General features: G+C 69.5%; 15 protein-coding genes. 12 read left to right on the top strand and 3 right to left on the bottom strand.

Annotated elements, in window-relative coordinates; translation table 11 throughout:
* Positions 1–382: 382 nt before the first annotated feature.
* Positions 383–595 (bottom strand): hypothetical protein, encoded by a 213-nt coding sequence (locus tag FBZ90_RS19680; protein ID WP_145734691.1) that lies wholly within the window; start codon positions 593–595, stop codon positions 383–385.
* Between the two features lie 295 nt (positions 596–890).
* On the opposite strand from FBZ90_RS19680, the gene FBZ90_RS19675 reads away from it, so the two are divergent.
* The 4 genes from FBZ90_RS19675 (at position 891) to FBZ90_RS28910 (ending at position 4,757) form a co-directional block, all read left to right on the top strand.
* The gene (locus FBZ90_RS19675; RefSeq protein ID WP_145734690.1) at positions 891–1,553 is read left to right on the top strand and encodes a hypothetical protein; all 663 of its coding nucleotides are present in this window, start codon (positions 891–893) and stop codon (positions 1,551–1,553) included.
* 153 nt (positions 1,554–1,706) lie between these two features.
* Complete coding sequence (locus FBZ90_RS19670) at positions 1,707–2,945, top strand: glycosyltransferase (protein ID WP_145734689.1); 1,239 nt, start codon at positions 1,707–1,709, stop codon at positions 2,943–2,945.
* Between the two features lie 94 nt (positions 2,946–3,039).
* Entirely contained in the window at positions 3,040–3,843 is an 804-nt protein-coding gene (locus FBZ90_RS28915) for a DUF885 family protein (protein WP_211102199.1), read from the top strand.
* The gene (locus FBZ90_RS28910; protein ID WP_211102197.1) at positions 3,816–4,757 is read left to right on the top strand and encodes a DUF885 domain-containing protein; all 942 of its coding nucleotides are present in this window, start codon (positions 3,816–3,818) and stop codon (positions 4,755–4,757) included. The genes FBZ90_RS28915 and FBZ90_RS28910 overlap by 28 nt, the downstream gene beginning before the upstream one ends.
* 33 nt (positions 4,758–4,790) lie before the next feature.
* Here FBZ90_RS28910 and FBZ90_RS19660 read toward each other — a convergent pair whose 3' ends face one another.
* On the bottom strand, positions 4,791–5,909 hold the full coding sequence (locus FBZ90_RS19660) for an aromatic ring-hydroxylating oxygenase subunit alpha (RefSeq protein ID WP_186455936.1): 1,119 nt from the start codon (positions 5,907–5,909) through the stop codon (positions 4,791–4,793).
* A gap of 94 nt (positions 5,910–6,003) precedes the next feature.
* Here FBZ90_RS19660 and FBZ90_RS19655 point away from each other — a divergent pair, with 94 nt between their 5' ends.
* The 3 genes from FBZ90_RS19655 (at position 6,004) to FBZ90_RS19645 (ending at position 10,759) form a co-directional block, all read left to right on the top strand.
* Complete coding sequence (locus tag FBZ90_RS19655; protein ID WP_145734687.1) at positions 6,004–7,494, top strand: tetratricopeptide repeat protein; 1,491 nt, start codon at positions 6,004–6,006, stop codon at positions 7,492–7,494.
* 29 nt (positions 7,495–7,523) lie between these two features.
* The gene (locus FBZ90_RS19650) at positions 7,524–9,611 is read left to right on the top strand and encodes an O-linked N-acetylglucosamine transferase, SPINDLY family protein (RefSeq protein ID WP_186455935.1); all 2,088 of its coding nucleotides are present in this window, start codon (positions 7,524–7,526) and stop codon (positions 9,609–9,611) included.
* 152 nt (positions 9,612–9,763) lie between these two features.
* Positions 9,764–10,759, top strand: coding sequence for a KpsF/GutQ family sugar-phosphate isomerase (locus FBZ90_RS19645; protein ID WP_246130534.1), 996 nt, complete (start codon positions 9,764–9,766; stop codon positions 10,757–10,759).
* 7 nt (positions 10,760–10,766) lie between these two features.
* Here FBZ90_RS19645 and FBZ90_RS19640 read toward each other — a convergent pair whose 3' ends face one another.
* Complete coding sequence (locus FBZ90_RS19640) at positions 10,767–11,363, bottom strand: hypothetical protein (protein ID WP_145734684.1); 597 nt, start codon at positions 11,361–11,363, stop codon at positions 10,767–10,769.
* Between the two features lie 139 nt (positions 11,364–11,502).
* On the opposite strand from FBZ90_RS19640, the gene pseI reads away from it, so the two are divergent.
* The 5 genes from pseI to FBZ90_RS19615 are packed head-to-tail and all read left to right on the top strand — an operon-like array spanning position 11,503 to position 14,716.
* Positions 11,503–12,555 (top strand): pseudaminic acid synthase, encoded by a 1,053-nt coding sequence (pseI, locus tag FBZ90_RS19635; protein ID WP_145734683.1) that lies wholly within the window; start codon positions 11,503–11,505, stop codon positions 12,553–12,555.
* Positions 12,552–13,316: a cytidylyltransferase domain-containing protein gene (locus FBZ90_RS19630; RefSeq protein ID WP_246130533.1), complete on the top strand. Its 765-nt coding sequence runs from the start codon at positions 12,552–12,554 to the stop codon at positions 13,314–13,316. Before pseI ends, FBZ90_RS19630 begins: the two co-directional genes overlap by 4 nt.
* Before the next feature lie 40 nt (positions 13,317–13,356).
* Positions 13,357–13,590, top strand: a complete 234-nt coding sequence (locus FBZ90_RS19625; RefSeq protein ID WP_145734682.1) for a phosphopantetheine-binding protein — start codon at positions 13,357–13,359, stop codon at positions 13,588–13,590.
* Between the two features lie 8 nt (positions 13,591–13,598).
* Complete coding sequence (locus tag FBZ90_RS19620) at positions 13,599–14,429, top strand: alpha/beta fold hydrolase (RefSeq protein WP_186455934.1); 831 nt, start codon at positions 13,599–13,601, stop codon at positions 14,427–14,429.
* The gene (locus FBZ90_RS19615) at positions 14,426–14,716 is read left to right on the top strand and encodes an acyl carrier protein (protein ID WP_145734680.1); all 291 of its coding nucleotides are present in this window, start codon (positions 14,426–14,428) and stop codon (positions 14,714–14,716) included. Before FBZ90_RS19620 ends, FBZ90_RS19615 begins: the two co-directional genes overlap by 4 nt.
* Positions 14,717–14,868: the final 152 nt, after the last annotated feature.

The following is a 14,868-nucleotide window of genomic DNA, read 5'->3' as shown; positions in this document are numbered from 1 at the left end:
TGGCAGAGGCCTGGGCGCGTGATTCCCCCATTCAGGCGGGTTTCGACCCGTCCCGTCCCCATATCCGCAACCGTCGCCCGCAGCCCCCATCAGGCCGACCGACCGTTCCCGCAGTCATAGGGATTGTTGATGATCACTGTGTGACAGCGCGGGGGGTGACCAAAGAAAAAACTGACCAAACGGTCAAATTCACCCGTGCGTCCGGCACCTGGCGCCCAGGCGGACGGCAGTCAGAGGAATTTTTAGGCAGGTGAGGGGGGTTGGGGGCGGGCCGGAACCCGCGGATCGCCTCGGGAGGGCGAAGTATATTGGATAAAGGGAAAAGGGGGCCGGCCATTGGATCGGCCGGGGCGCGACTCGGGGGGAGCCCGGTCGCGATGGATCAGTGGAAGCGGCCGCTGCGGGTACCCTGCAGCACCATGTCCAGGCCGGCGCGCAGGACGACCATCTGGTCGAAGGACAGCCCGGTCAGGGCCAGCAGGGCGGGCAGCAGGGTGCGAGCCCGGGTGCCGATGGTGTTCATCACCGCCGCGCGGATGGCGGCGCGGTCGGCCGGAGCCGAGCGGTTGGGGCAAGCGAGGCAAAGCGTCGTCATCGTCGTCTCCTTTCCTGGCGTCGGGTCCTAGCGGCGGGGCTGCGGGGGCTCGGGGGCCGGGTCTATCTGGTTGGTGTCTGAACTATATTTCTGGGACGATTCTGGCGGTAGTTGGGCTTATCGGTATTCCGCGTTCCACAATTGGAACAACATTGGGCGGGTGCGTCGCCCTTGATCCTGCCCGCCACCGGCCATAAATCGGTCGCAATGGCTGGCTTTTATCAAGCCGACCTACCCGTTGGCTGTGATGGTCCCGAACCGGGCCATGCTGATTTTGATGAACAGGAATTCCGGTATGCGCCGCTTATCGTTCCGCACCCTTTCCAGTCTGGCATTGGCCACCATCGTGGCCGTCTCCACCACCATCGCGCCGGCCATGGCCCAGGATCGGGGAGACGACCACCGCTGGGATGATCACCACCGGGGTGACGACCGCCGTTGGGAGGAGCATCGGGGCTGGGACGACCACCGGGGCCCGGGCCCTTGGGCGCCGCATTACGGCCACTTCCGGGAGCGTGACGTCTTCATCTATGGCCGGGGACCGGTCCTCGTTCCGGAATACCGCCGCCACCTGTATCGGGACGTGGTGGTGCTGCGGCCCTACGGTGTCTATTACACCGGCTACGGTCATTATTATCGGGATGAGGAGGCCTACCGCTGGCTGGGCCTGACCGCCATCACCCTTACCTTGCTGGACAGCCTGGCGGAGCAGCAAGAACGCGCCCTTGAGGACGCCCAGGTCCGCGCCACCATGGCGCCGGTGGGCCAGCCGGTCGTCTGGAACGACGGCAACGCCAGCGGCAGCGTCATCGCGCTGCGCGATGGCCACACGACCGACGGGCAATATTGTCGAGAGTTCCAGCAGAACGTGACCATCGGTGGTCAGACGCAGCAGGCCTACGGCACCGCTTGCCAGCAGCCGGATGGCGCCTGGCGGGTGGTCGCGGACAATGATTGATCGGCGGGGGGCAGATGCCGTCTGGTGTTCTGATCGGAGAACTGCCCTGATCGGATAGTCCGTTTGGACCCCTATGTTACAAGCCTGCGACAGGTTAGCACCATCCCCGGCGTATAACGGAACAGTTGCCATTCTGTGGGTGACAGGTGGGGCGTGCCGAAGCAGTTGGCCATCCGTGGCGGCGGCCTGTTCAGCCTGGCGCCGCCGCGCGGCGCACCCGTATCCGTCGCCCGCGGAACTATTCAATCCGTAGGGGAGAAGTGCGTCGGCATGTCCTCCATCGCCTTATCAGATAGTCCCGCCGCCCGCGGCGGGATCCGACGCCTGTCCCCGCCCGCTTCGGGGGCGGTGACCAGCATTGCCCATGTCATCATTCCCCACGGCTTCGGCGGGGCGGAAAAGCATGTGATGGAACTGGCGGAGTTCCAGGCCGATGACCATCAGGTGGTGGTCATCCTGGGGCCGGGTGAGGATGGCGGGGCTGGCGCCCGCCATCTGGCGCAGTCGCTGGATCCACGTGTGTCCGTCGTGTGGTTGCCATCGCGCATGCGCACCGCCGCACTGTTCTGGAAGCTGCTGGCACTCTGCCCTGACATCGTGCACGCCCACCTCAACACCGCCGCCCGGCGGGTGTTGCGCTGCCGGCCGGGCTGCCCGCGCGTCGTCACCCTGCACAACGGCTTTCGCGCCGGGCTGCATGACCGGTTCGACGGCATCATCCGCATCGCCGATTACCAGGCGGGCATGATGCCGGCGGCGGCGCAGGACCGGTCCGTCACCGTCCATAACTGGGTACTGCCGCAAACCGGGATGTTGACCCGGGCGGAGGCCCGCGCGGTCCTGGGCTTGCCCGCGGACGCGCCCGTCATCGGCGGCATGGGACGGCTTGAACTGGGCAAGGGGTTCGATGTGCTGGTGGCCGCCTATGCCCGGCTGCGGGCCCACCGGCCCGATGCCCGCCTTGTGCTGTTCGGCCAGGGTACGGAAATGGAGGCCCTTCGCCATCAGGTGGCGCAATTGGCCCTGGACGACCATGTGGTGTTCGCGGGCTTCCGTCCTGACGTGCGGCGCTATCTCTCCGCCCTGGACCTTGGCGTCGTCTCCTCCCGCCATGAACCCTTTGGCCTCACCCTGCTGGAATACGCCGATGCCGGCGTGACCCTGGTGGCCACCCGCACGGGCGGACCGCTGGAAATCCTGGGGGCCGGCTATCCCTTCCTCTGCCCGCCGGAGGACGCGCCGGCGATGGCGGAAACGCTGCTGGCCGCGCTTGACGGGCGTGTCCGCGCCCCCCGCGTGGACCTCACCCGCTTCCGTCCCGAGGTGCAGATGGCCAAGGTGGGCGCGCTTTATGCGCAATTGGCGGGCGCCCAGGCGCCGGTCGCCGTCTGATCGCCATCCCGTTCATCGCCGCGCATCATCCATCGTCGCCCTTGCCCGACGCCGGCCGATTCCGTCTTCTGAAGGAAAGCGGATGGGACGGCATATGGGCAGGACGGTAGCTATTCTCCTGGTGACGATGGTGGCGCTGGCGCCGGCGGCGGGCTGGACCCGGCCGAGCGGACTCGGGCCCCTGGTCGCGGAGTACGACGCCCTGTTGCAGGGCCGGAAGGAGGAGGGGCGCTGCCTGCCCGACGTCAGTCCGGCGGCCGCGGCGGAACGGCGGCGCGAGATGGCGGCCTTCGTCCAGCGCCTGGACACGGTCGATGCTCGGCGCCTGACGCCCCCGGATCGCCTGACCTATCGCTTCATGCGCTGGGATGCGGAGGACCGCCTGGGCGGCATGGCGTTCGACCTCGACCGCATGCCCTTCAACAGCGACAGCGGCTTTCACGTCACCCTGACCTATGCCGCCAACCGCACCCGGGTGCATGACACGGCGGAGGCCGAGTCCTGGCTGGCCTGCCTGGAGGCGGTGCCGGACTATTACGCCGCCAATATCGCCAATGCCCGGCGCGGCATCGCCACCCGGTTCGTGCAGCCGCGCCTGATCGTGGACGCGGTGCTGGAAACCGCGCGCCGGCAGGCGGAAACGCCGCTGGAAGAGGATGGTCTGCTGTCGCCCCTGGCTGCCTTGCCGTCGTCCATTCCGGCCGATCAGGCTGCATCCTGGCGGGCGCGGGCGCGCCACATCCTGGCCGACAAGGTACGCCCGGCGCAGCGCGCCTTCGTCGCCTTCCTGGAACAGGAATACCGGCCGGCGGCACCGGAAAGCCTGGCGGCGCGGGATCTTCCGGATGCGATGCCTATTACACCTGGGCCGTGCGCCACCACACCACCACCCGGCTGACGCCCGATGCCGTGCATGAGATCAGCCTGAGGGAGGTGGCGCGCATCCGGGCGGAGATGGAGGCGCTGATCCGCCGTACCGGCTTCGCCGGCGACTTCAAGGACTTCCAGGCGTTCCTGCGCGGCGATCCGCGCTTCTATGTCACCACCCGTCAGGGCCTGCTGGAAAAGGCGTCGGAGATCGCCAAGCGTATCGACGATCGTCTGCCTGCCCATTTCGGCCGCCTGCCGCGCCTGACCTACGGTGTACGCGAGGTGCCGCGCGACATCGAGGACACGTACACCACCGGCCGCTATTTCCCGGGCGATGCCGCCAGGGGTATCGCCGGCGGCTTCATGGTTAACACCAGCAAGCTGGATCAGCGCCCGCTTTACGAGCTGCCGGCGCTGGCCCTGCATGAGGCGGTGCCCGGGCACCATCTGCAAACCTCCCTGGCGGCCGAATTGGACGACCTGCCCGCCTTTCGCCGCCGCGCCTACATCAACGCCTATGGCGAGGGCTGGGGGCTCTATGCCGAGCAGTTGGGGGATGAGATGGGCATCTACCGCGATGATTATGAGCGGTTCGGTGGTCTGTCCTTCGATATGTGGCGGGCCTGCCGCCTGGTTGCCGACACGGGCATCCACTGGAAGCATTGGACCCTGGACCAAGCCCGCGCCTGTTTCACCGACAACACCGCCCTGGCGCCCCATAACATCGAGACGGAACTCCGGCGTTACGTCGGTTGGCCAGGCCAGGCCCTGGCCTACAAGATCGGCGAGTTGACGCTGCTGGACCTGCGCCGCCGGGCGGAGGATACGCTGGGCGACCGCTTTGATGAGCGCGCCTTCCACGATGCGGTGCTGCTGTCCGGCTCCCTGCCGCTCGACCTGTTGACGGAGCAGGTGGACGCCTGGATATCCAGCCGCCGGTAGGGGCCCCGCTCTCCCACATCCACCGGCCATCTCCTACCGGCCCATCTCCCCCAGCCAGGCGGTATGGAAGGCGCGGATGCGTCCCTCGTTATGACCCAGCAGGGCTGGCTGGTCGGCCTGCTGGCTGCCCGCCCAGGCGGCCTCGGCCACGGACTGGTCCTCCGCCAGCAGGCGGCGGTTGAAGTCGGCCAGATGCCCTTCGACACCCTGGCGGGCAGCGGCGCTGGCTCCGGGCTGCGGCTTGGCCAGCGACAGGCGATAGCGCAGATGGCAGCGGCCGGGCAGCACCGCGCCATCCGGCGCATACACCGGCTCGTACGTCTGTACGCTGGCCATCAGGCCGGCGGTCAGGCCAATGGCCAGGTTGGGAAAGATGATGGCGTGGTCGTAATCGGTGAACTCGGTCAGCGGCGTCAGTTTCAGCCGCTTGGCCACCCCGTCCCACCAGCGGCGGGTCTCGGCGGTCAGGCCGATGCTGCCGGTGCTGTGGGGGCCATGCGCGGCGCAGACCCAGGTCCCGGCCGTGACCGTGCGGAAGGTTTCCGGATGCACGGCATCGACGTGATAGACCTCCAGCACATTCTCCATCCCGACTTTCCAGTCGGTCCGCCAGTCCAGCGGCGCCTGGTCGAAGGGGCGCGCGAACCCGTTGGACACGGCATCCAGCCAGGCGCCCAGCGGGCCCAGCCAGTCGTCCAGGGGCGGGCCGCCGGGAACCAGGCGGACAAAGACGAAGCGGCCGCGCGATGCCACCTCATACCGCGTCAGGGCCAACGCCGCCTTGTCCGCCTTGTCCAACTGGAAGCTCGGGTCGTTGCCCGGGATGCCCGCCGGCACCCCGTCGCGGTTGTAGGTCCAGCCATGATAGGGGCAACGCAGGGGGCCGTGGCCGCAGTCCCCGCGGTGCAGCCGCGCATGGCGGTGGGAACAGATGTCGCGGAAGGCCCGGATATCCTCGTCGAAACGCTGCACCACCACCGGCACGCCGGCGATGGTCCGCACCAGATAGCCATCGGGCGCCTCCAACTCATCGCTGAAGCCCACGAAGTGCCAGAGACGGGCGAACAGCCTTGCCGTCTCTCCCGCCGCCGTGGCGGCGCCGTAGTTTCCCGGTGCCAACGCCGCCCGCATCGTCGCCAACCTGTCCGTCATTCCCGCGTCCATCCTCATTGCCGGACCCCCCTTTGGCCTGGCCCTTCATCAGCCCGGCCTTGTCCCGCCGGCCCGGAACCCTCATTCTGCCGCCATGGCCAGTGTGACCGAAGCCCTCTCCGCTGCCTATGAGCATCACGTCGCCGGCCGGCTGGACGCGGCGGTGACCCTCTATGGCCTCATCCTCGACGCGGAGCCGCGCAACCACGCGGCCCTGCACCTGCTGGGCTTGGCCCGCGTGCAACTGGGCGATCTGGACGGCGCCACCGAAAGCATGACGCTGGCGGCGGCGGTGGCCCCGGATAATCCCAGTTATCGCAGCAACCTGGGCACGGCCCTGAAGGCCCAGGGCCGTTTCGATCTGGCAGAAGAAGCCTATCGCCAGGCGCTTGCCATTGATCCTGGTCATGTGGACGCCATGGCCAACCTGGGCGGCCTGCTGCACGCCACCGGCCGCCTGGCTGCCGCCATCGCCTGTCTGGACCGGGCCGTGCCCCTGGCGCCGGATCATGCCGCCACCCTCATCAACCTGGGTGTCGCCCTGACCGACCGGGGGCAGTTGCCCCGCGCGCTGACCCTTCTGCGCCGGGCGGTGGAGATCACCACGCCCCCGCCGGGCCAGCCCTTGGATCAACAGGGGGCGGAGGCGCGGTGGGATCTGGCCGTCGCCCTGCTGATGGCCGGCGATTATGCCGCCGGCTGGCCCCAGTTCGAGGCGCGCCGCCATCGGCCGGGGCACGTTCTCGCCCGTCCGCCGGGGGTGGAATGGGATGGCGCCGACCCGGCCGGCCGGACCATCCTGGTCCACAGCGAACAGGGGCGCGGCGACAGCCTGCAGTTCGCCCGCTTCATCGCCCCGCTGGCGGCCAAGGGCGCCCGGGTCATCCTGGCCTGCCAGCCGGAACTGGCGCGCCTGCTGGCGACCGCGCCCGGTATGGCGCAGGTCGTGTCCACGGCGGATCCCCTGCCGGCCTATGACGCCTATTGCCCCCTGCTCAGCCTGCCGGCGCGGCTGGGCCTCGCCACCGCCGCCGACCTGGCCATGGACCGGCCCTATCTCACGCCGGATCCCGCCCAGGTGGCCGCCTTCGGCAGCCGGCTGAACGCGGTCGCGGCCGGCCGGCGCCGAGTGGGGCTGTGCTGGGCGGGGGCGCCGGGCAATCCTGTTGACATCCGGCGCAGCCTGGATCCGGCGCTGCTGGCGCCGCTGGCGCGCTTCGTCGGCCAGGCGGCCTTCATCAGCCTGCAGAAGGCCCCTCCAGCCGCGCCTGGGTCCGCCGCCCCTGCCGGCCTGGGGCTGATCGATTGGACGGCGGATCTGTCGGACTACGCCGACACCGCGGCCCTGGTGGCCAACCTGGATCTGGTGGTCACCGTCGACACGTCCGTCGCCCATCTGGCCGGTGCGCTGGGCCGGCCGGTCTGGCTGCTGAACCGCTATGACGGGTGCTGGCGCTGGCAAAAGGGCCGGCTGGACAGTCCCTGGTATCCCAGCCTGCTGCAATTGCGGCAGGAGGAGATGGCCGACTGGCGGGCGCCGCTGTCGCGCCTCACCGCCCGGCTGGGCGCCTGGCTGGCCCCATGACCGGCGCAGGCGCCGCGTCTGGGGACGCGATGGGTGAACTCCTGGCCCGAGCCGTGGCCCGGCACCAGGCCGGCGCCCTGGATGAGGCGGCGGCCCTCTATGCCCAGGTGCTGGCGTCGGCGCCACACCAGCCGGACGCCTTGCATCTGCTGGGGGTGTTGCGCGGCCAGCAGGGGGATCCGGCGGCGGGCGAAGGGTTGGTGGCCCGTGCCGCCGCCCTGCGGCCCGATGCGGAAATCCTGACCAACCTGGGCCGCCTGCGCGCCGCGGTGGGCCGCATGCCGGCGGCGGAGGCGGCGTTCCGCGCCGCCTTGGTCCGGGATCGCGCGTACGCCGACGCCGCCTTCGCCCTGGGTACCTTGCTCCTGACCCTGGACCGCCCGGCGGAGGCGCTGGCGCCCTTGGAACAGGCCGTGGCGCTGGACCCGGCCCATGGCCCCGCGCGCGCCAACCTGGGTGTGGCGCTGCACCGCCTGGGCCGTTTGGCCGAGGCGGAATCCGTCCTGCGCGGGGCGCTGGCCGCTGATCCGGCGCAGGCCAACGCCCGCTTCAACCTGGCCTCCGTCCTGGAGGATCAGGGCGATCTGGACGCGGCGGAGGCGGAGTACCGCACCCTGACGGCACAGCGGCCCGACATGGCCGACGCCTGGCTGAATTTGGGGACGCTGCTGCAACGCCGGCACCGGGACCTGGCGGCGTTGCCCTGCCTGCAGGCGGCATTGCGGCACGGCACCAGCCGGCGGGCGGGGGCCTTGGCCCATCTGGTCCACCTCGACGCCCGCCTGTGCCGGTGGGACGATGTCGCGGCGCTGACGCCGGACCTGCTGGCGGCCATCAAGGCCGGCGACGACAGCGCACCGCCGTTCGGCCTTTTGTGCCTGGATGTGGACGAGGCCTGGCACCAGCGCGCGGCCCGCCTGCACGCCGCCGCCGTGGCCCGCGCCGCCGGGCCGCCCCTGCCGCCGGCCAGCCTGGGACCGGCCGGAAAGCCGCTGCGCATCGGCTACCTGTCCGCCGATTGGCACCAGCATCCCACGGCCTATCTCATGGCCGGCGTGCTGGAGCGGCACGACCGCGCGGCGGTTACCGTCACCGCCTTCTCCTACGGTCCCGACGACGGCAGCGCCTTGCGCGCCCGGCTCATGGCCGGGGCGGACCGCTTCATCGACCTGCGGGGGATGGACGACCGGGCGGCGGCCCAGGCCATCCGCGCCGCCGGGGTGGACATCCTGGTGGACCTCAAGGGCTATACCGAGGGCGGGCGCCCCGGCATCGTCGCGCTGCGGCCGGCGGCGGTCCAGGTGCAATATCTGGGTTATCCCGGCACCTTGGGCCGGGGCGCCGGTGCCGACTATGTCCTGGCCGATGCCGTCGTGCTGCCCCCGGATCGCGCGGTGTATTGGGATGAGGCGGTGGTGCGCCTGCCCGGCTGCTACCAAGCCAACGATGCCGGGCGCCCCATCGGGCCGCCCAGCGCCCGCGCCGACTGGGGCCTGCCGGCGGACGCCTTCGTCTTCGCCTGCTTCAACGCCGCCCAGAAATTGACGCCGGAGGTGGTCGCCTGCTGGGCGCGTCTGTTGGCCGCCCTGCCGGCGTCCGTTCTTTGGCTGCTGGATCCGAAGGCGGCGCTGCCTGCATTGCAGGCAACGCTATCAAAGCAGGGCGTCGATCCGGCCCGGTTGGTGGTGGCGCCCACCTTGCCCAAGGGGCGCATGGCCGATCATCTCGCCCGCCACGCCTGTGCCGACCTGTTCCTGGACACCCATCCGTTCAACGCCCACACCACGGCGGCGGATGCGCTCTATGCCGGGCTGCCGGTCCTGACCCGCGCGGGCGGTCCCTTCGCGTCGCGGGTCGCGGCCAGCCTTCTGCTGGCCTTGGACCTGCCCGATCTGGTGACGTACGACCTAGCGGCGTACGAGGCCACGGCGTTGGATTTGGCCAGGAATCCCGAGCGACTCAGGGACGTACGTGCCCGGTTGGAAGTTGCGCGCGGTCGGCCAGGCGGCCCCTTCGACACCGACACCTTCTGCCGTCGGCTGGAAGGGGCGTACGCCCGCATGGCGCACCGGGCCCGGGCTCGGCTGGCGCCGGCGGGCTTTGACGTGGACGTGTAGGGGCGACCGCAACCCCACCATACGCGCGGCACACGGCTGCCGGTGTGATCTGGCGCGTGGTGGGCACCTGCCCTTTGCGCTACACCGTTGCGCAAATTTCCCGGGCCTCATCGCCGGCCCGTCTCGACCTCAAGGTAATGGATACCGCCCGCATGACCATCGACCGCGCCGCCGCCCTTGCCGCCGCTTCCGATCTGTTGCGCATCGAGGCCAACGCCGTCCTGCACCAGGTGGAGGCGCTGGACGGCGACTTCCTGGACGTGGTCGCCCACATCTGCGGCGAACATGGCAATACCCTGGTGGCCGGCATCGGCAAATCCGGCCTGGTGGCCCGGCAGTTCGCCAGCAAGCTGGCCAGCATCGGCGCCCGCGCCTTTTATTACAGCGCCATCGACAGCCTGCACGGGGAACTGGGCCTGCTGCGCGAGGGCGACCTGCTGATCCTGCTGTCCAACAGTGGCCAGACCCAGGAACTGGTGGACGTGGCCAAGGCGGCGCAGCCGCGCGGCGTGAAGGTGGCGGCCATGGTGGGGCGCGTGCCGTCCACCCTGTCGCGCATGGCCGACTGGACGCTGAAGGTCCATGTGGAGTCCGAGGCGACGGACACCAAGCTGCCGACGGCCAGCACCACCGCCATGCTGGCCTTCGCCGACGCCCTGGTGGTGGCGGTGGCGACGGAGAAGGGCTTTACCGCCAAGGATTTTGGCCGTAACCATCCGGGCGGTACCCTGGGCGTGGTGCTGGGCGCCTATGTCGATGACCTGATGGCCAGGGCGCCGGACCATGTGGCCTTGGTGGGGCCTGACCGCCCCATCCTGGAAACCTTGCTGGAAATGACCCGCCACCCCTCCGGCGCCGCCCTGGTGGTGGACGCGGACGACCGGCTGCTGGGCCTCATCACCGACGGCGACATCCGCCGCGGCCTGGCCCGCGTGGGAAAGGACCTGCTGGACCGCGACACCCGCGCCCTGATGACGCCCAAGCCCCGCACCTGCCGCACCGGCACCACGGCCATGGCCGCCCTGGCCCAGATGGAAAGCCCGTCGCAGGTCTATGTCCTGCCGGTGGTGGACGCGGACAACAAGGTGCTGGGCCTGCTGCGCATGCATGACCTGGCCGGCCTGGACGTGGCGCGCACGGCGGGGTGAGCCCCGCTCAATCGACCAGACGCCGAGCCGCGGCCTGGATACGCTCTTGCCAGTGGGGCGGCGCCGTGAAGGTGAAGGTCAGCGTTTCGGAACTTCCCGGCTCCGCGTTGATCACCACTTTTGACAAGCGCCGGGAGATGTCTTCGAACTCGTCCAGAAAGTGATCGACCAGCTCGATCATTAGCGAGCGCAGGTCTTCGTGCTGGCGTGGCAGGGCTGCGCGGGTGATTTCCATCCCCAGGCTGACGATCCTGCCGGCGGTTTCGGCCAGCGCGTCGCAGGCCCGCAGGATGTCTATGGCTGGTCTCTCTCTCGCCATGGCGTCATTGAGAGCCGTCCTCAATAAGTCGACGAGGGCGGTGGCTATTGGGCCGATCCCGGTCCACCCCTGTCGGAGCAACAGGGTGGCTTCGTCCGCGGGCATGGGGTGGAGGGAGCCGATGTGGACCATGCGCTTGGCATCCATCCATGTCCGTCCCAGGGTGTGAGTCCTGGCCCGGAGCAACTCGACCGTCAGGTGGTATTTCCATGCCGGCGGTTTGTTGCGCACGAGGTTGCGGGCAATCATCCCCTCGTTCTCGAAGCCCTGAAGGTCGGTGTCCATGGATTGCCCGTGCGTAGTGCCACTTTCTGACCCTCGGGGCGAAAGCGGCCTTATCGAAGCGCATTCCAGCCGCCCCCCGCAAGGTGCTATCAAGGGGTGACAGCTTTGTAAGCAATTCGCCTCTGCCCGAGGGTCCGCCATGTCCGATCCCGCCCGTCTCACCTTCCGCGCCGGCCAGGCGCCTTACCTGATCGCCGAGATGTCCGGCAATCATAAGGGGGAGATTGAGCGCGCGCTCCGCCTGATCGACGCCGCCAAGGAGGCGGGGGCGGACGCGGTGAAGCTGCAGACCTATACCGCCGACACCATCACCCTGAAGTCCGACCGGCCGGAATTCCAGATCCATGGCGGCCCGTGGGATGGCCGCAGCCTGCACGAGCTGTATGAAGAGGCGCACACCCCCTGGGCCTGGCACCCTCAGCTGTTCGCCCATGCCGCCAACATCGGCATCACCCTCTTCAGCTCCCCCTTCGATCCCACGGCGGTGGACCTTCTGGACCGCTTGGGCGCGCCGGCCTTCAAGATCGCGTCTTATGAGATCGTGGACTTGCCGCTGATCCGCTATGCCGCGTCCAAGGGCAAGCCGCTGATCATCTCCACCGGCATGGCCACGCTGGGTGAGATCGACGACGCGGTGTCGGCGGCGCGGGCCGCGGCGCCGGCGGGCACGCCCGATCCCGTGCTGCTTCACTGCACCAGCGGCTATCCCACCCCGCCGGAGGAATGCGACCTGCGCACCATCCCCCACCTGGCCCAGGCCTTCGGCGTGCCCACCGGCCTGTCCGACCACACCCATGGCATCGCCGTGCCGGTGGCGGCGGTGGCGCTGGGCGCCGTGGTCATTGAAAAGCATCTGACCCTGTCGCGGGCCGAGGGGGGGGTCGACGCCTCCTTCTCTTTGGAACCGGCGGAGTTCAAGGCCATGGCCGACGCTTGCCGTGTCGCCCACGCGGCGCTGGGCCAGGTCGGCTATGCGGTGAAACCGTCGGAGGCTGGTGGCCGGTCCTTCCGCCGCTCCCTCTACGTCTCGGCCCCGGTCAAGGCGGGGGAGGCGTTCACGCCCGCCAACGTCCGCTCCGTCCGGCCGGGCCTCGGCCTGCCGCCCAAGCATCTGGACCAGGTGCTGGGTGCCCGCGCCGCCCGTGATCTGGAGGCCGGCCTACCCCTCGACTGGGGCATGGTCCAGCCGTGACCGGCCCGGCCCAGAAGCCCCGCGTCGTTTGCATCACCCAGGCGCGCATGGGATCGACCCGCCTGCCGGGCAAGGTGCTGCTGACCGTGGCGGGCAAGCCCCTGTTGACCCATCAGATCGACCGCCTGCGCCGCGCCACCCGGGTGGACGAGGTGGTGGTGGCCACCAGCGACCGGGCGGCGGACGACCCCATCGCCGAATTGTGCCGCGGCCTGGGCGTGGCCTGCTTCCGTGGCAGCGAGCAGGACGTCCTGGATCGTTTTTGCCGGGCCGCCCTTGCCCAGCGGGCCGACGTGGTGGTGCGGGTGACGGGCGACTGCCCCCTGATCGACCCCGGCCTGATCGACCGGCTGCTGGCCCTGTTCCTGGCGGCCGACCCGCCCCTGGACCATGCCGCCGTCGATATCGGCCATTATCCGCGCGGCCTGGATGCCGAAGCCATGTCAATGACGGCCTTGCAGGCGGCGTGGCAAGAGGCAAGGGAACCCTTTGAGCGCGAGCATGTGACGCCCTTCATCTACCGCCGGCCCGACCGCTTCCGCCTGGGCGCCCTGCCGCCCGAAGGACCGGCGCCGGTGGAGATGGGGATGCAACGCTGGTGCGTGGACACGGTGGAGGATTTCCAGCTGGTCCGCCGTTTGCTTGAAGAGTTACTGCCGGCGAATCCGCACTTCACCTGGACCGACTGTCTGGACGTGCTGCGCCGGCATCCCGATTGGGTGCTGCTGAACCGCGATGTGGTGCAGAAGCCCCTGGTCTGACCAAAAGACTGACCCGACCCAAAAGAAAGAGGACGATCCCATGAACCGGAACGAATTCCTGGCCGCGCTGGACGAGATGCTGGAGCTGGACCCCGGCACCCTGAAGGGGGGCGAGGAGCTGGACGGCATCGACAGCTGGGACAGCCTGGCGGTCATCAGCTTCATCGCCCTGGTGGATGAGAAGTTCAACACCGTGGTCGCGGGCGAGGATCTGGCCAAGGCCAAGACCGTGGACGACCTTCTGGCCCTGGTGTCGGATCACGTCACGGCCTGAGGATGGCGGTGGAGATCGAGCCTGAACGGCTGCTGGCCGGCCGCCGGGTGCTGCGCTTCGCCGGCGGCCCCGGCGGCGCCATTGACCGAGGTCCCAAGGACGATGGCGCCGCCCCCCTGCTGCTGATCCATGGGTTCGGCGGTGACGCCCTGTCCTGGCAGTTCAATGTCCAGGCCCTGGTGAAGGGGGTGGCCGGGTCGCCGGGGCGCCGCGTGCTGGCGGTGGACCTGCCGGGCCATGGCGCCTCCACCCTCGACATCCCATCCGGCCTGGGTGGGGTTGCCGATTGGGTGGTGCGGCTGATGGATGCGCTGGGCGTGGAACGGGCCGACATCGTCGGCCATTCCATGGGCGGCCGGGTCAGCCTGCTGCTGGCCGAGCGGCATCCCGATCGCGTGCGGCGCATGAGCCTGATCGCCTGCGCCGGCCTGGGCAGCCGGGTGGACGCCGCCTTCCTGCAGGCGCTGTGTACCCTGGAGACCTTGGACCAGGCGCGTGGCCTCATCGACCGGCTGTTCGGGGGGGCGCCGCCCAACCGCGAAGCGCTGGCGCGCGCCTTCCTGGCCCGTCTGGCCAACCCGGCGGCGCGAGCCCCCCTGATCCGCCTGCTGGACCGGCTGGTGGCCGACATCGCCGCCGCCCCGCCCCAGTTCGACTGGACCCAGCCGCTGCCGCCCCTGCAACTGATCTGGGGTGAGGCCGATGACATCGTTCCCCCGCCGGACGCGGGTGCCCTGCCCCCCCATGTTCCCCTGCATCGCTTGCCGGGCGTTGGCCACATGCCCCAGGCCCAGGCGGCCACCCAGGTCAACACCCTGCTGACGGAGTTTCACCAATGAGCACCCATGGCCCCACGGCGATCGGACTGGACAGCGGCGCCATGCTGGCGCTGATCCATACCGAGGTCCTGAAGATCCTGGCCGACAAGGGCGAGTCATGGGCTGGTGCCTTCGGGCCGCAAACGCGCTTCCTGGACGGCGGCCTGCCCTTCGACAGCCTGGATCTCGCCACCCTGCTGGTGGCGCTGGAGCAGCTGACCGGCACCGATCCCTTCCGGGCCGGCTTCCGCCAATTCACCACCGCGGGTGAGCTGGCCACCCTGTATCTGGAGGCGGCGGCCGGATGATGCCGGCGAGCACTGCGCCATAGGCAGGCGCCCCACCCTCTGTTAACCTTGTCAACAAGGGTGAGGCACCGTCCTTTTTTGAGGCGGTCCCTCTTAACCCCTTGGGGCATTAGAACAATCAACAGGGGCGCAGGGGCCGTTCCCATTCCTGG

It is taken from the genome of Nitrospirillum pindoramense, from assembly GCF_007827955.1.
In the GTDB taxonomy this organism is placed as follows: domain Bacteria; phylum Pseudomonadota; class Alphaproteobacteria; order Azospirillales; family Azospirillaceae; genus Nitrospirillum; species Nitrospirillum amazonense_B.
This window is presented reverse-complemented; position numbering and strand designations above follow the sequence as displayed.

What these genes read in the sequence shown, in the direction of transcription:
- FBZ90_RS19680 (WP_145734691.1), bottom strand. Translation starts at nt 595, where the DNA reads ATGACGACGCTTTGCCTCGCTTGCCCCAACCGCTCGGCTCCGGCCGAC.
- FBZ90_RS19675 (WP_145734690.1), top strand. Translation starts at nt 891, where the DNA reads ATGCGCCGCTTATCGTTCCGCACCCTTTCCAGTCTGGCATTGGCCACC.
- FBZ90_RS28915 (WP_211102199.1), top strand. Translation starts at nt 3,040, where the DNA reads ATGGGCAGGACGGTAGCTATTCTCCTGGTGACGATGGTGGCGCTGGCG.
- FBZ90_RS19660 (WP_186455936.1), bottom strand. Translation starts at nt 5,909, where the DNA reads ATGACGGACAGGTTGGCGACGATGCGGGCGGCGTTGGCACCGGGAAAC.
- FBZ90_RS19655 (WP_145734687.1), top strand. Translation starts at nt 6,004, where the DNA reads ATGGCCAGTGTGACCGAAGCCCTCTCCGCTGCCTATGAGCATCACGTC.
- FBZ90_RS19650 (WP_186455935.1), top strand. Translation starts at nt 7,524, where the DNA reads ATGGGTGAACTCCTGGCCCGAGCCGTGGCCCGGCACCAGGCCGGCGCC.
- FBZ90_RS19645 (WP_246130534.1), top strand. Translation starts at nt 9,764, where the DNA reads ATGACCATCGACCGCGCCGCCGCCCTTGCCGCCGCTTCCGATCTGTTG.
- FBZ90_RS19640 (WP_145734684.1), bottom strand. Translation starts at nt 11,363, where the DNA reads ATGGACACCGACCTTCAGGGCTTCGAGAACGAGGGGATGATTGCCCGC.
- pseI (WP_145734683.1), top strand. Translation starts at nt 11,503, where the DNA reads ATGTCCGATCCCGCCCGTCTCACCTTCCGCGCCGGCCAGGCGCCTTAC.
- FBZ90_RS19625 (WP_145734682.1), top strand. Translation starts at nt 13,357, where the DNA reads ATGAACCGGAACGAATTCCTGGCCGCGCTGGACGAGATGCTGGAGCTG.
- FBZ90_RS19615 (WP_145734680.1), top strand. Translation starts at nt 14,426, where the DNA reads ATGAGCACCCATGGCCCCACGGCGATCGGACTGGACAGCGGCGCCATG.